This is a genomic window from Sphingomicrobium sp., assembly GCA_036563485.1.
Lineage (GTDB): Bacteria > Pseudomonadota > Alphaproteobacteria > Sphingomonadales > Sphingomonadaceae > Sphingomicrobium.
Window position 1 is genome coordinate 20,535 of record DATCMI010000001.1, and the last position, 14,096, is coordinate 34,630.

A 14,096-nucleotide genomic window follows, 5' to 3' on the forward strand; every position below is an offset into this window, starting at 1 on the left:
CTTATCGGTAGGGCGCATCGGCGGCAAGGTTGGCGGCAATCGCCTGTTCCCACCTGTCGCCGTTAGCGAGCAATTTGGCCTTGTCGTAGAGCAGTTCCTCACGCGTCTCGGTCGCGAATTCGAGGTTCGGCCCTTCGACGATGGCGTCTACCGGGCAGGCTTCCTGGCACAGCCCGCAATAGATGCATTTGACCATGTCGATGTCGTAGCGCGTGGTGCGGCGGCTGCCGTCCTCGCGCGGTTCGGCCTCGATCGTGATCGCCAGCGCCGGGCATACCGCCTCGCACAGCTTGCAGGCGATGCAGCGCTCTTCGCCGTTCGGATAGCGGCGAAGCGCATGCTCGCCGCGGAAGCGCGGGCTCTGCGGCGCCTTTTCGTACGGGTAATTGATGGTCGCCTTGGGCTTGAAGAAGTACTTCAGCGTCAGCGCGTGGCCGCGCAGCAGCTCCCAAAGCGTGAAGGACTTGAGCCAGTGCATCATGCGACCGGCCCTCCGTAGCGGGTGAGCATCAAATATCCCGAGACGAGAATGACGAAGATGATCGACAGCGGCAGGAAGATCTTCCAGCCGAGCCGCATCAGCTGGTCGTAGCGATAGCGCGGCACCGTCGCCTTCACCCAGCTGAAGACGAAGAAGAAGAACATCATCTTGCCGAACAGCCAGACGATGCCGGGGATATCGAACCAAGGAATGAGGTCGATGTTGAGCGGCGGCAGCCACCCGCCCCAGAAGAGCGTCGCATTGAGCGCGCACATCAGGATGACGTTGCCATATTCGCCGAGCCAGAAGAGCGCGAAGCTCATCGACGAATATTCGGTTTGGTGCCCGGCGACGAGTTCGCTTTCCGCTTCGACCAGGTCGAACGGTGTGCGGAAGGTTTCCGCCATCGAGCTGATCAGGAACACCACCGCCATCGGGAACAGCAAGGGATTGAAGCCGAAGCCGTTGAAGATGCCGAGGACGTGGCCCGTCTGCTGAAGGACGATGGCCGACATGTTGAAGGTGCCGGCCCACAGCACGACGGTGATGAGGACAAAGCCGATCGAGACTTCGTAGCTGACCATCTGCGCGGCGGCGCGAAGGGCGGAGAAGAAGGGATATTTCGAGTTGGACGCCCAACCGGCGACGATCACGCCGTACACACCAAGCGAGCTTGCGGCGAGGATGTAGAGCAAGCCAACATTGACGTCTGCGAGCACCACGCCGGCGTCGAACGGCACCACCGCCCAGACGATCAGCGCGGTGGTAAAGGTGACGATCGGCGCGATCAGGAACAGGCCCTTATTCGCGCTGGTCGGGACGATCGTTTCCTTGAGGAAGACCTTCAGGCCGTCCGCGAAGCTTTGCAGCAGGCCCCAGGGACCGACGACGTTCGGACCCCGGCGCAGCGCGATGGCAGCCCAGATCTTGCGGTCGGCATAGATGATCATCGCCACGCCGAGCATCAGCGGAAGCGCGATCAGCAGGATGCCGATCACCGTCGCCAGGAACCAGGCCCAGCCATATTGCATGCCATGGTTGACGAAGAAGTCGGTCACTCGGCCGCCTCCTTGAAGGCGACGCCCTGGACCAGTTCTTCCGAGCAGCGCTCCATGGTCGGGCTGGCGCGGCAGATGGCGTTGGTCATGAAGAAGTCGGCGATCGGGTAGCGGATCGAGCCGCTCGCCGTCGCGGGAAGCTTCGGCGCCGACCACTGAAGATCGATCAGGCCCTCGCGCGCGAGCTGCGGATACTCAGCGAACATCTGCTCGCGAAGTTGCCCGAAGCTGTCGAACGGCAAGGTCGCACCCGCGAGTTCCGAAACGGCACGCAGGATCGCCCAATCTTCGCGGGCTTCGCCTGGCGGGAAAGCTGCCTTCTCGCCGCGCTGCACCCGGCCTTCGGTATTGACGTAAGTGCCGTGCTTTTCGGCATAAGTTGCGCCGGGCAGCACCAGGTCGGCCTGACGCGCGCCGGCGTCGCCGTGATGGCCGATATAGACCTTGAATGCGCCGCCGAGCCGGTCGGCGGGCATTTCGTCGGCGCCGAGCAGGATCGCGACTTCCGGCGCGCCCGCTTCGATGTCGGCAAGGCCGCCCTTCTGGGCGAAGCCAAGGATCAGGCCGGCCATGCGCGAGGCGGAGGTGTGGACGACGTTGAAGCCGTTCCAGCCGTCCTTCATCAGCCCGAGCGGACCGACGAGGCCGAGCGCCGCGCCGAGGCCGCCGGCTGCAAGTGCGCCGGGGCCGACGATCACGGCTGGACGCTCCGCATTCGCGAACGCCTGCGTGACCGCTTCGGGCAGGTTGCCGAGCAGGCCGAGGTCGTCCCCCAGCCATTCGACATCGATGGCGAGATCGACTTCGGGCCCGATCGCGAACACCTTGCCGCCCTTGCGTGCGACCTTGCGAACGCGGGTGGCGATGAGCGGCGCTTCCCAGCGGATGTTCGAGCCGACCAGGAGCACGACATCGGCGGTCTCGATGCCCGCAATGGTCGAGTTGAACGCCACCGCCGGAAGGCTGCTGGTGTCGTAGGTGAGGCCGGTCTGGCGGCCTTCGATCAGGTTCGAACCGAGGCCCTGAAGCAGCTTTTTCGCCGCGTACATGGTCTCCGCGTCGAGCAGGTCGCCGGCGATCGCCGCGACCTTCGGGCCGGCTTTCTTCAGCCGCTTGGCGAAGATTTGCAGCGCGTCGGACCAGCTTGCCTGGCGCAGCTTGCCCTTTTCACGCACCCACGGGCGGTCGAGGCGGTTGCGGACGAGCGCGTCGACATGGTGGCGCGTCTTGTCGCTGATCCACTCCTCGTTCACGTCCTCATTGATGCGCGGCAGGATGCGCATCACCTGGCGCTGGCGAACGTCGAGGCGGATGTTCGAACCCACCGCGTCCATGACGTCGATGCCGGGCACCTTGCGCAGCTCCCAAGGCCGCATTTCGAACGTCTGCGGCTTCTGCAGCAGCGCGCCGACCGGGCAAACGTCGGCGAGGTTGCCGGCGAGTTCGGTGGTGACCGTCTGCTCGAGGTAGGACGTGATCTGGCTGTCCTCGCCGCGGTAGAGCATGCCGACTTCGGGCGTGCCCGCGACTTCGGAGGAAAAGCGGATGCAGCGCGTGCACTGAATGCAGCGCGTCATCGAGGTCCGGATGATCGGACCCATATATTTGTCGTCGATCGCGCGCTTGTTCTCGTCGAAACGCGAGAAGCTGCGGCCATAGGCCATCGCCTGGTCCTGCAGGTCGCATTCGCCGCCCTGGTCGCAAATCGGGCAGTCGAGCGGGTGATTGATGAGCAGGAACTCCATCACCCCTTCGCGCGCCTTCTTCACCATCGGCGTGTCGGTGCGGATGGTCTGGCCGTCGGCAGCCGGAAGCGCGCAGCTCGCCTGCGGCTTGGGCGGACCCGGCGCGACTTCGACCAGGCACATGCGGCAATTGCCGGCGATCGAGAGGCGCTCATGGTAGCAGAAGCGCGGGATCTCCTTGCCGGCAAGCTCGCACGCCTGCAGCACGGTCGCGCCCTGCGGGACCTCGATCTCTTCGCCGTCGACGGTAACCTTAGGCATTCTTGTCGTCCTCGTCGCTCTCGCGAGTGCGCGTAATCTGCGTCACGCGGGGGCCGCGGCGCTGCGATGCCGCGATCAGGGCGATGACGATCACGACGAAGATCCCGGCGATCAGGGGCAGGCTCATTCCGCCGCCTCCAGCATGTCGCGGCCGGTGCGCTCGGCGATGCGGCGCTCGAGCTCGGGACGGAAATGCTTGATCAGGCCCTGGATCGGCCACGCCGCGGCATCGCCGAGCGCGCAGATGGTGTGGCCTTCAATCTCCTTCGTGACGTCATAGAGCTTGTCGATCATGTCGACGGTCGCTTCGCCCATGCGAAGCCGCTCCATCATCCGCCACATCCAGCCGGTGCCCTCGCGGCAAGGCGTGCACTGGCCGCAGCTCTCGTGCTTGTAGAAGTAACTGATGCGGCTGATCGCGCGGACGACGTCCGTGGACTTGTCCATTACGATCACCGCCGCGGTGCCGAGGCCGGAACCGAGCGCCTTCAGCCCGTCGAAGTCCATCGGTGCGTCGATGATCTCGTGCGCCGGCACCAGCGGCACCGACGATCCGCCGGGGATGACGCACAGGAGATTGTCCCAGCCGCCGCGGATCCCGCCGCCGTGGCGGTCGATCAGCTCACGGAAGCTGATGCTCATGCTCTCTTCGACGACGCAGGGTGTGTTGATGTGGCCCGAAAGCTGGAACAGCTTGGTGCCTTCGTTCTTCTCGCGGCCGAAGCCGGCGAACCAGGCGGCGCCGCGGCGGAGGATCGTCGGAACGACCGCGATGCTTTCGACATTGTTGACCGTCGTCGGGCAGCCGTAGAGGCCGGCGCCGGCCGGGAACGGCGGCTTCAGGCGCGGCTTGCCCTGCTTGCCTTCGAGGCTTTCGAGCATCGCCGTTTCTTCGCCGCAGATGTAGGCGCCCGCGCCGCGGTGCACGAAGAGGTCGAAGTCATAGCCCGAACCGGCGGCATTCTTGCCCAGCAGCCCGGCCTCATATGCCTCGGCAACGGCACGCTCCAAGACACGGGATTCCTGGATGAATTCGCCGCGGATGTAGATGTAGCCGGCACGTGCGCGCATCGCGAAGCCGGCGATCAGCGCGCCTTCGATCAGCTTGTGCGGATCGTGGCGGATGATCTCCCGGTCCTTGCACGACCCGGGCTCGGATTCGTCCGCGTTGATGACCAGGAAGTTTGGTTTGCCCGGCTTCGGCTCCTTGGGCATGAAACCCCACTTCATGCCGGTCGGGAAGCCGGCCCCGCCGCGGCCGCGAAGCCCCGACGCCTTCACCTCGTCGATGATCGCGTCCTGGCCGACCTGCATCAGCTTGGCGGTGTCGTCCCAGTCACCGCGGGCGCGCGCCGCCTTCAGCCACGGCTCCTGGAAGCCGTAGACGTTGGTGAAGATGCGATCCTTGTCGCTGAGCGGTCCGATATAGCCCATCAGCGGATCCGCTTGCTGTCGTTGTTGCCGAGCAGCTTCATGCCGCCCCACACGAGCAGGCCGACGGCCGCGAGCGTGATGACGATGCTGAAGACGCCCTTCACGATCTTCCACGCGAGGATGACGAGCAGGATCGCAATGACGATCTTGGCGATGTCCTTCACTGCGCGCCCTCCTCGGCGGTTGCCGTCCACTGGCTGCGATAATCGTAATTGCGCTCGGCCATTTTCTTGAGCGTCGTCGGGCCGCCTTCGGGGCAGCTGGTCTGGCGATCGACCTGCGGGCCCGCCTTCGGCGACTTGCCGGCGGCGAGCCCGTCGAGGACCGCACCCATGCTCTCTTCGGTCAGGTCCTCGAAATTATCGTCGTTGATCTGGACCATCGGCGCGTTGGCGCAGGCGCCGAGGCACTCGACCTCCGTCAAAGTGAACAGCCCGTCCTCGGTCGTGTAACCCTTCTTCAGCCCGCGCTTGTAGCAGGCCTGGAGCACGTCGTCGGAGCCGCGGAGCATGCACGGCGTCGTGCCGCATACCTGCACATGGTAGCGGCCCACGGGCGCCAGGTTGAACATTGTGTAGAAGGTCGCGACCTCGAGCACGCGCATATAGCTGGTGCCGAGTTCCTTCGCGACGAACTCCATCACCGGGATCGGGAGCCAGCCTTGGGTGTTCGTCTGCTCGCCGACCTGCCGCTGGGCGAGGTCGAGCAGCGGGATCACCGCCGAGACCTGACGGCCTTCCGGGTAGCGGCCCATGATTTCGCGCGCGAGCTTCGCATTGGCCGAGGTCCAGGCGAACCCTTCCCATTCGGCGCGCTGCTCGGGGCTGTCGAGAATGCCTGCCTGACCGGCCATCAGTGCGCCACCTCTGCCTTGCTGATCTCCGTCGTGGCCTGGGCCTCTCGCGCCGAGCGCCGCTGCTGGACCCGGGGATTGAGCCAACTCCACCACAGTGCTGCAAAGATCGTGCTCGCGACCATTCCACTGGTCCCTGTCACCAGCGGAATTTCCGGCAAGCTGATGAAGCGCGCATTTGAAGCCCACGAGATGACGAGCCAAATGCCGCCAAGGATGGACAGCACCTTGCGATAGCGGAGCGCAATGGCATCGACGCGGTCGACGAGACGATCGATCACCGGTCCACCTCCCCGAACACGACGTCGATCGCGGAGAGCACCGCGGTGACGTCCGCGAGCATGTGGCCCTTCATCATGAAGTCCATCGCCTGAAGGTGGCTGAAGCCGGTCGGGCGGATCTTGCAGCGATAGGGCTTATTGGTGCCGTCGGACACCAGGTAGACGCCGAGCTCGCCCTTTGGCGTTTCCGTCGCGACGTAAACCTCGCCTGCGGGCACGTGGAAGCCTTCCGTGTAGAGCTTGAAGTGGTGGATCAGCGCTTCCATCGACGTCTTCATCGACCCGCGGCTCGGCGGGAAGACCTTGCTGTCGGCGCCGATCGGCCCTTCCGGCATTTCGTTGAGGCACTGCCGCGCGATCTTCCAGCTCTGCCGGACTTCTTCGACGCGGACCATGAAGCGGTCGTAGCAGTCGCCGTTGGTGCCGACCGGCACTTCGAAGTCCATGCGTTCGTAGACCTCGTAGGGCTGCGACTTGCGCAGGTCCCACGGAATGCCGGACGCGCGGATCATGGGGCCGGAGAAGCCCCAGGCGATCGCATCTTCCTTGCTGACGACGCCGATGTCGACGTTGCGCTGCTTGAAGATGCGGTTGTCGGCAACGAGGCTGATCGCGTCCTCGAAAATCTGCATGCGATTGTCGAGGAACTCACCGATCTTGTTGAGCACGGCGGGCGGAATGTCCTCGCGGACTCCGCCGACGCGGAAATAATTCGCGTGCATCCGGGCGCCGGACACATGCTCGTAGATCTGCATCAGGTCTTCGCGGATCTCGAACAGCCACAGGTTCGGCGTCATTGCGCCGACGTCCATGATGTGGCTGCCAAGGTTCAGCATGTGGTTCTTGATGCGTGTCAGCTCCGCCATCATCGTGCGGATGTACTGAGCGCGGATCGGCACCTCGAGCCCGAGCAGCTTTTCGATGGCCAGCACGAACGTGTGCTCCATGCACATCGGCGAGCAATAATCGAGCCGGTCGAAATAGGGGATCGCTTGCGTGTAGGTCTTGTACTCGCAGAACTTTTCGGTGCCGCGGTGAAGCAGGCCGATATGCGGGTCGACGCGCTCGACGACCTCGCCGTCAAGCTCGAGGATCAGACGAAGGACGCCGTGCGCCGCCGGATGCTGCGGCCCGAAGTTGATGGTGTAGTTGCCGGCGCCGTGGTCGCCGCCGCCGCCTTCCGACAGGTCGCTCCCCTCGCCGCCGGCTCCGACGCTAACCTCAACCTTGCGGATATTCTTTTCGCGCGTTTCCTCGTCGATCATGTCGCTGCGCACGTCGCTCATGCCGGTCCTCCGCCCTTACGCGGACGTCCGGCGGACTTGGGCTTCGGCTCCGGCCCCGCTTCCCGCTTCAGCACTTCTTTCTCTGCCTTGGCCTTGGACGACTTGCGGGCTTCCGCCTGCGCTTCGGCGGCACCCTTCTGGGCGACGTCCTCATTGTCGGTCGCGTAGGGCTTCGCACGGTCGCCCTTCGCTTCAGGCGACTTGGCCTGCACCTTCGGCGGTTCCCCCGTCGCCGGCGCAGGCGTCGGCGCGCCTGCCGCCTGCGGCTCAGCCTTTTCGTCGCCCGGCAGCTTATATTCCGGGCCTTGCCAGGGCATCAGGAAGTCGAAGGTGCGGAAATCCTGCGGCAGCGCCACCGGCTCGTACACGACGCGCTTCTCGGCTTCCGAATAGCGCATCTCGACATGGCCGGTCAGCGGGAAGTCCTTGCGGAAGGGGAAGCCCTCGAAACCATAATCGGTGAGGATCCGGCGAAGGTCGGCATTGCCGTCGAAATAGATGCCGTACATGTCGAACGCCTCGCGCTCGAACCAGCCGACCACCGGCCACAGCTCGACGATGCTCGGCACCGGCGTCTGCTCGTCCGTCATGACCTTGACGCGGATGCGGCGGTTCTTCGTCAGCGAGAGCAAGTGGTAATTGACGTCGAACCGCTCCGCGCGCTCGGGGTAATCGGCGCCGGCGATGTCCATCAGCTGCTGATATTCGAGGCCCGGCGTGTCGCGGAGGAGCCGGCACGCCTCGACGACGCTCTCGCGTCTTACGGTCAGCGTCACTTCGCCGACGGCGTCCGTCGCCTCGAGGATGATGTCCCCCAGCGCGGCGCGCGCAGCCTCGATGACGCCGTCGTTCGGCGCCATGGTCGGCACGTGCGGAGCAAGCCTGGTGGCCATTAGCGCTCGATGGTCCCTTCGCGGCGGATCTTCCGCTGAAGCTGCATCACGCCATAGAGAAGCGCCTCAGCGGTGGGCGGACAGCCGGGAACATAGATGTCGACGGGCACGATGCGGTCGCAGCCGCGCACCACCGAATAGCTGTAATGGTAATAGCCGCCGCCATTGGCGCAGCTGCCCATGGAGATGACGTAGCGCGGCTCGCTCATCTGGTCGTAGACGCGGCGGAGCGCCGGAGCCATCTTGTTGCACAAGGTGCCGGCGACGATCATCACGTCCGACTGGCGGGGCGAAGCGCGCGGCGCGACGCCAAATCTTTCAAGGTCATAGCGCGGCATGTTCACATGGATCATCTCGACCGCGCAGCAGGCGAGCCCGAAGGTCATCCACCATAGCGAGCCCGTCCGGGCCCAGGTGAACAGGTCCTCCGCGGTCGTGACCATGAAGCCCTTTTCGTTCAGCGACTGCTGAAGCACTTCGAGCTGCTGGCGATCCACATCGCCCGGCACGAGCCCGGCGAGCCGCGCGAGTTCTTCCTCGGTCGGCATCCGGTCCTCGGGACCGCGGAGCATCACTCCCATTCGAGCGCTCCCTTCTTCCACGCATATGCAAGGCCAAGTCCCAGCTCGGCCAGGAAGACGATCATCCCGGTCCAGCCACTCCACTGCGTGAAGTCGAGGCTGACCGCCCAGGGGAAGAGGAACGCCGCTTCGAGGTCGAAGACGATGAAGAGGATCGCGACGAGGTAGAAGCGCACGTCGAACTCGGCCCGAGCGTCCTCGAACGCGGGGAAGCCGCATTCATATTCGCTGAGCTTCTGGGGGTCCGGACGGTGCGCACCGGTGAACCGCGCGACGATCATTGGCAGCACCACGAAGGCGACTGACAGACCAAGCGCGATCATCAGGAACAGCAGGATCGGCAGGTAGCCGGCGGCGACGCTTGCCAAGCGGGAACTCCAAAGGTGGGTAGGCGGGAAACTTGGCGGCGCTTTAGGCCACGAGCCCACGCCTCGCAACCGTCTCCTTATGGGTGTAGACGGCCTTTTCGTCAGGAAGCGCCGGAACCATCCCGGCTCTTCCGCACAGAGGGCAATCCTGCTTAGGTTCGAACCGGATGGAAAATTCGGCACCAGCAGCATCATTCCCGCTCAGCGAAGCGGAAGAAGCTCGGCCTGACCTGTCGCCGAGGCCTGACGAGCGCTGGCCCTTCTATGCCGAGGACGAGATCGCGTCCGTGGTCGCCATGCTCCAGTCGGGCAAGGTCAACCAGTGGACCGGGCCAGAGGTCTTCGCCTTCGAACAGGCGTTTGAGGAGCGGTTCGGCGGCGGCCGCGCGATCGCGCTCGCGAACGGCTCGGTGGCATTGGACTTGGCACTGCGCGCGTTCGGCATCGGCCCCGGTGACGAGGTCATCGTCTCGCCCCGCTCGTTCGTCGCTTCGGTGTCGTGCGTGCGGCTGGCCGGAGCGACACCCGTGTTCGCCGACGTCGACCCGGACAGCGGCAACATCACGCCGCAGTCCGTCGCCGCGGTCCTGACCGACCGCACCCGCGCCGTGATTCCGGTCCACCTCGCGGGGTGGCCGGCTGATGTGCCCGGCATCGTCGACGCTGTCGCCGGTCGCGACATCAAGGTGATTGAAGACTGCGCCCAAGCGCATGGCGCGGAGATCGGCGGGACGAGCGTCGGCAATTTCGGCGATGCAGCCGCCTGGTCCTTCTGCCAGGACAAGATCATCTCGACCGCCGGCGAAGGCGGGCTGCTGCAAGGCGGCCGTGGATTCAGGCAACCGCCAGCTCGTCCGGGCGCGGCTTCTCGACATCATCGCCGAGGAGCTCGGATCGGAGCCGGCCTCCTTTGCGCAGGTCAGCGTCCGCCCGCGCGCCTAGCGCAGGGCGCCCGCGACGAGCTTTTGGAGCTTGGAATGGATCGCCGCTGAGCCGGCGACATATTCCGCGCGCTCGAACGAGCGGTCGGAGCCGCGATAGTCGGTGACGAAGCCGCCGGCTTCCTTGACCAGGAGCACGCCCGCGGCCGCGTCCCAGATGTCGAGGTTTTCTTCCCAGAAGCCGTCCATCCGGCCTGCAGCGACCCAGGCGAGGTCGAGCGCTGCCGAACCGAAGCGGCGGATGCCGGCGACTTGCGGACCGACAGCAGCATAGATCTTCGCCCATTTGGCGGCATCGCCGCGGCCCAGGAACGGAATGCCGGTGCCGATCAGGCAGTCGGCAAGGTCGCGGCGGGCGGAGACCCGCAGCCGCGCGTCGTGAAGCCAGGCGCCCCTGCCCTTTTCGGCCCAGAAGCTTTCGTCGGTCAGCGGCTGGTAGACGAGCGCATGCGTGATTTCGGCGCGTCCGTCCGGACGCTTCTCCTCGACCGCGATAGAGATGGAGAAGTGCGGGATTCCGTGAAGGAAGTTGCTGGTCCCATCCAGCGGATCGACGATCCAGCGCGGCTTCGCGGGGTTGCCTTCGACCTCGCCGCCTTCCTCGAGCAGCATGCCCCAGTCGGGCCGCGCGTAGCGGAGCTCTTCAACGATCGTCTGTTCGGCGCGCTTGTCGGCCATTGAGACGAAGTCGGCCGGACCCTTGCGGCTGACCTGCAGCTGCGCGACTTCGCCGAAGTCGCGGCGCAGCCGCGGCGCCGCCTTGCGGGCGGCGCGGTCCATGACGGTGATCAGGCCGGAATGCGAAACCAAAGAACTACCTCGCGCTCACATTGAGCTTGTCGAAATGCGAGCGCTCACCCTTCGACAAGCTCAGGGGGAGCGCAGGGTTACCGGTCAGTCGGCGCGACGGACGTAGGTGCGCTCGTAAACGTCGACCACGATCCTCGTTCCGCTGCTGACGTGCGGCGGGACCATGACGCGGACGCCATTGTCGAGCACTGCCGGCTTGTAGCTGGAGCTTGCCGTCTGGCCCTTCACCACCGCGTCGGCCTCGACGATCGTCGCTTCGATCGTATCGGGCAGCTGAACGCTGATCGGCTTCTCGTTGTAGAGCTCCATCACCACGTCCATGCCGTCCTGAAGGAAGTCGCCGGCTTCGCCGAGGAGGTCGGCGGGAAGGCTGATCTGCTCGTAATTGTCCTTGTCCATGAAGGTCAGCATGTCGCCGTCCTTGAACAGGAACTGGAAGTCCTTGGTGTCGAGGCGGACACGCTCGACGGTCTCGGCGGAGCGGAAGCGGACGTTGGTCTTGCGGCCGTCGATGAGGTTCTTCATCTCAACCTGCATGTAGGCGCCGCCCTTGCCCGGCTGGGTGTGCTGGATCTTCACCGCGCGCCAGATGCCGCCTTCATATTCGATGATGTTGCCGGGACGGATGTCCACGCCGCTGATTTTCATGCCGGTCTCGTGTGATGAGTTTGTAAAAGAGCCGGCGCGCTCTAGCCGCTGGCCTTCTTACCGGCAAGCAGCGGGTATGGATTGACGGGCGTGCCATTCCACCAGCGTTCGCTCGGCTGCATTTGGTTGATTGCGAAATGGAGGTGGGGACCCGCAGGATTGGCGTTGCCGGTATGGCCGACGCGGCCGAGCGGCTGGCCGCGGCGAACCTGCCCTCCCTCCTTGAGCCCCGGAGCATAGCTTTGCAGGTGCGCGTAATAATAGGTCCAGCGCCTGTCGGGCGACCGAACATAAGCGGTGATGCCGCCTTGCGCGCTGTTGAACAGCTTTTCGACGGTACCGTCGGCGGCAGCAATGACCGGCGTTCCTTCGGCTGCCATGATATCGATGGCGTCATGACGGCGTGCGCCGCCGGCACGGGCCTGGGTGAAGGTGTCGGTCAGTTGTCCCGCCTTGATGCCCGCCACGGGGATCGCGAGACCCGCCGGCCCGACCTCGACGCTTTCGGCAATCGCCACAGGTCCGCCGTTCGCGGGATTAACGGTTTTGACCTCCCCGGCCGGCGCAACCCGCCCGTTCGGCTCGCCGTTCGGCACGAAATTATAGAACCAGATCCAGAAGGCGCTGGTGATGACGGCGGTGAGGACCGCAGTGAACAGCGCCGTCGCCCCGACTTTCCCCATCGGTGTTCGCAACCCTCTCCAGTCAACGTTGTTGAGGTGCAACGATGGACCGAACAATCGTATCCCGCGGCGACATCCGCATCGGCTGCTCGGGCTGGGTGTACAAGCACTGGCGCGACATCCTTTACCCCAAGGGCTTGCCGCAGACCCGCTGGTTCGACCGCTATGCGCAGGAGTTCGACACGGTCGAGATCAACAACAGCTTCTACATGCTTCCGAAGCCGGAGACGTTCGACAAATGGCGCAAGCAGGCGCCGCCGGGCTTCTGCTACACGGTCAAGGCGAACCGCTTCCTCACGCAGGCCAAAAAGCTCAAGGATTGCGAGGAGCCGCTGGAGCGGATGATGGACGCGGTGCGCCATCTCGGCGACCGGCTCGGGCCGATGCTGTACCAGCTGCCGCCGAAGATGAACCTCAATCTCGAGCGGCTCGAAAGCTTCCTGAAGATCGTGCCCAAGGACGTGACCAACGTCTTCGAGTTCCGGAACACGAGTTGGTACGTGCCGGGGACCTACGAGCTTCTCGACCGCTACGGCGCGAGCTTCTGCGTCCACGACATGCCGGGCTCGACCAGCGAGCGCATTGCCGTAGGACCGATCGCCTATGTCCGCTTCCACGGCGGCGAAGGAAAATATTGGGGCCGCTATTCGGACGAAGGGCTGCTCGGCTGGACCGACTGGCTGGTCGACCAGGCGCGGCAGGGCCGCACCTCATGGTGCTATTTCAACAACGACATCCATGGCCACGCCATCCACGACGCGCAGACGCTTAAAAGTATGGTCGGGCAAATGAACCGCTGACCGGCGGTCGCGTTCAGCGGCCATGCCCAAGCAAGCCATCCTCTTCGATATCGACGGGACGCTCGTCGACAGCAACGACGCCCATGTCGCCGCCTGGTGCGAAGCCTTCGCCGGAGAAGGGTACCACTTCGACCGCGCGACCATTCACCACCATATCGGCAAGGGCGCGGACAATTTCATTCCCAGCCTGGTGCCCGACGCTCCCGACGACGTGCAGGAGCGGCTGAAGGACGCTCATTCTACGATCTACAAGGAACGGTACATCGGCCAGGTCACCCCCTTCCCCGGCGCACGCGACCTGCTGGTGAAGTCGAAGGATGCGGGGATGAAGGTCCTGCTCGCCAGCTCGGCGTCCGGCGACGAACTCGACCACTACGTTCGCCTGCTCGACGCCGGCGACATCATCGATGGCGCGACCAGCAAAGACGATGTCGAGCATTCCAAGCCCTGCCCCGACATATTCGAAGCCGCGGTGACCAAGGCGGAGGTCGCGCCGGGCGACGCCTTGGTCGTCGGGGACACGCCGTACGACATCATCGCCGCGCGTAGGTCCGGCGTCGACACGGTCGCCCTGCTGTCGGGCAAGTTCCCGGAACAGGAGCTTCGGGCCGAAGAGCCGGTCGCCGTCTACGAGGATGTCGCCGACCTCCTCGCGGATTTCAGCGAATCGCCGATCTGCCGTTAGTCTTCGTCGGTGACTGCGTTGTGGCTTTCGCCGACATCCTTCGAGCCCAACTGGCCTTTTCCATAATAGCCGGCAGTGGACTGCCCGCCGTGAAAGCCGGTGTCGTCTTCGTCGTCACCACCGCTGCTGTGCGGGTTCGGGTAAGCGCCGCCACCTGATTGACCGCCATTGGACTGCATGTCCGGGCGACCGGCGGTCGCCGGATCCTTGTCTTGCGCCACGTCCCTACCGGTGCCGTCGCTTCCATCGGCAGGCATCGCCTGCTTTTCGTCAGCCATGATCTCGCTC

Annotated in this window: 18 protein-coding genes and 1 pseudogene; 3 read left to right on the forward strand and 16 right to left on the reverse strand. The window is 64.8% G+C overall.

The window, feature by feature from the left end; translation table 11 throughout:
• Position 1: 1 nt before the first annotated feature.
• The 12 genes and pseudogenes from nuoI to ndhC form a co-directional block, all read right to left on the reverse strand.
• Positions 2 to 481 carry an NADH-quinone oxidoreductase subunit NuoI gene (gene nuoI, locus VIL42_00090; GenBank protein ID HEY8591248.1) on the reverse strand — a complete coding sequence of 160 codons (480 nt, stop codon included), beginning with the start codon at positions 479 to 481 and terminating at the stop codon, positions 2 to 4.
• The gene (gene nuoH / locus VIL42_00095; protein ID HEY8591249.1) at positions 478 to 1,512 is read right to left on the reverse strand and encodes an NADH-quinone oxidoreductase subunit NuoH; all 1,035 of its coding nucleotides are present in this window, start codon (positions 1,510 to 1,512) and stop codon (positions 478 to 480) included. Before nuoH ends, nuoI begins: the two co-directional genes overlap by 4 nt.
• Before the next feature lie 23 nt (positions 1,513 to 1,535).
• Positions 1,536 to 3,545 carry an NADH-quinone oxidoreductase subunit NuoG gene (gene nuoG / locus VIL42_00100; GenBank protein HEY8591250.1) on the reverse strand — a complete coding sequence of 670 codons (2,010 nt, stop codon included), beginning with the start codon at positions 3,543 to 3,545 and terminating at the stop codon, positions 1,536 to 1,538.
• Positions 3,538 to 3,672: a hypothetical protein gene (locus VIL42_00105; GenBank protein ID HEY8591251.1), complete on the reverse strand. Its 135-nt coding sequence runs from the start codon at positions 3,670 to 3,672 to the stop codon at positions 3,538 to 3,540. Before VIL42_00105 ends, nuoG begins: the two co-directional genes overlap by 8 nt.
• On the reverse strand, positions 3,669 to 4,979 hold the full coding sequence (nuoF, locus tag VIL42_00110; GenBank protein ID HEY8591252.1) for an NADH-quinone oxidoreductase subunit NuoF: 1,311 nt from the start codon (positions 4,977 to 4,979) through the stop codon (positions 3,669 to 3,671). The genes VIL42_00105 and nuoF overlap by 4 nt, the downstream gene beginning before the upstream one ends.
• A complete protein-coding gene (locus VIL42_00115; protein HEY8591253.1) occupies positions 4,979 to 5,143 on the reverse strand; it encodes a hypothetical protein in 165 nt (54 codons plus the stop codon). Before VIL42_00115 ends, nuoF begins: the two co-directional genes overlap by 1 nt.
• Positions 5,140 to 5,832 carry an NAD(P)H-dependent oxidoreductase subunit E gene (locus VIL42_00120; protein ID HEY8591254.1) on the reverse strand — a complete coding sequence of 231 codons (693 nt, stop codon included), beginning with the start codon at positions 5,830 to 5,832 and terminating at the stop codon, positions 5,140 to 5,142. Before VIL42_00120 ends, VIL42_00115 begins: the two co-directional genes overlap by 4 nt.
• Positions 5,832 to 6,113: a hypothetical protein gene (locus tag VIL42_00125; GenBank protein ID HEY8591255.1), complete on the reverse strand. Its 282-nt coding sequence runs from the start codon at positions 6,111 to 6,113 to the stop codon at positions 5,832 to 5,834. Before VIL42_00125 ends, VIL42_00120 begins: the two co-directional genes overlap by 1 nt.
• A complete protein-coding gene (locus tag VIL42_00130) occupies positions 6,110 to 7,399 on the reverse strand; it encodes an NADH-quinone oxidoreductase subunit D (GenBank protein HEY8591256.1) in 1,290 nt (429 codons plus the stop codon). Before VIL42_00130 ends, VIL42_00125 begins: the two co-directional genes overlap by 4 nt.
• Complete coding sequence (locus VIL42_00135; GenBank protein HEY8591257.1) at positions 7,396 to 8,259, reverse strand: NADH-quinone oxidoreductase subunit C; 864 nt, start codon at positions 8,257 to 8,259, stop codon at positions 7,396 to 7,398. The genes VIL42_00130 and VIL42_00135 overlap by 4 nt, the downstream gene beginning before the upstream one ends.
• A gap of 32 nt (positions 8,260 to 8,291) precedes the next feature.
• Positions 8,292 to 8,753 (reverse strand): annotated as a pseudogene (locus tag VIL42_00140) (NADH-quinone oxidoreductase subunit B family protein).
• Positions 8,754 to 8,863: 110 nt separating this feature from the next.
• Entirely contained in the window at positions 8,864 to 9,196 is a 333-nt protein-coding gene (gene ndhC / locus VIL42_00145) for an NADH-quinone oxidoreductase subunit A (protein ID HEY8591258.1), read from the reverse strand.
• Between the two features lie 212 nt (positions 9,197 to 9,408).
• On the opposite strand from ndhC, the gene VIL42_00150 reads away from it, so the two are divergent.
• Positions 9,409 to 10,233, forward strand: a complete 825-nt coding sequence (locus tag VIL42_00150; protein HEY8591259.1) for an aminotransferase class I/II-fold pyridoxal phosphate-dependent enzyme — start codon at positions 9,409 to 9,411, stop codon at positions 10,231 to 10,233.
• On the opposite strand, the gene VIL42_00155 is transcribed toward VIL42_00150, so the two are convergent.
• The 3 genes from VIL42_00155 to VIL42_00165 all read right to left on the reverse strand — a co-directional run bounded on the left by VIL42_00155 (position 10,180) and on the right by VIL42_00165 (position 12,323).
• Entirely contained in the window at positions 10,180 to 10,992 is an 813-nt protein-coding gene (locus VIL42_00155; GenBank protein ID HEY8591260.1) for an inositol monophosphatase family protein, read from the reverse strand. The two genes, VIL42_00150 and VIL42_00155, sit on opposite strands and share 54 nt — an antisense overlap.
• A gap of 84 nt (positions 10,993 to 11,076) precedes the next feature.
• A complete protein-coding gene (efp, locus tag VIL42_00160; protein ID HEY8591261.1) occupies positions 11,077 to 11,640 on the reverse strand; it encodes an elongation factor P in 564 nt (187 codons plus the stop codon).
• Positions 11,641 to 11,681: 41 nt separating this feature from the next.
• Positions 11,682 to 12,323, reverse strand: a complete 642-nt coding sequence (locus tag VIL42_00165) for a M23 family metallopeptidase (protein HEY8591262.1) — start codon at positions 12,321 to 12,323, stop codon at positions 11,682 to 11,684.
• Between the two features lie 44 nt (positions 12,324 to 12,367).
• Here VIL42_00165 and VIL42_00170 point away from each other — a divergent pair, with 44 nt between their 5' ends.
• Both VIL42_00170 and VIL42_00175 read left to right on the forward strand, forming a co-directional pair.
• Positions 12,368 to 13,123, forward strand: coding sequence for a DUF72 domain-containing protein (locus VIL42_00170; protein HEY8591263.1), 756 nt, complete (start codon positions 12,368 to 12,370; stop codon positions 13,121 to 13,123).
• A gap of 22 nt (positions 13,124 to 13,145) precedes the next feature.
• Positions 13,146 to 13,808: an HAD family hydrolase gene (locus VIL42_00175; GenBank protein ID HEY8591264.1), complete on the forward strand. Its 663-nt coding sequence runs from the start codon at positions 13,146 to 13,148 to the stop codon at positions 13,806 to 13,808.
• On the opposite strand, the gene VIL42_00180 is transcribed toward VIL42_00175, so the two are convergent.
• Positions 13,805 to 14,086 carry a hypothetical protein gene (locus VIL42_00180; protein HEY8591265.1) on the reverse strand — a complete coding sequence of 94 codons (282 nt, stop codon included), beginning with the start codon at positions 14,084 to 14,086 and terminating at the stop codon, positions 13,805 to 13,807. The genes VIL42_00175 and VIL42_00180 overlap by 4 nt on opposite strands.
• Positions 14,087 to 14,096 lie beyond the last annotated feature (10 nt).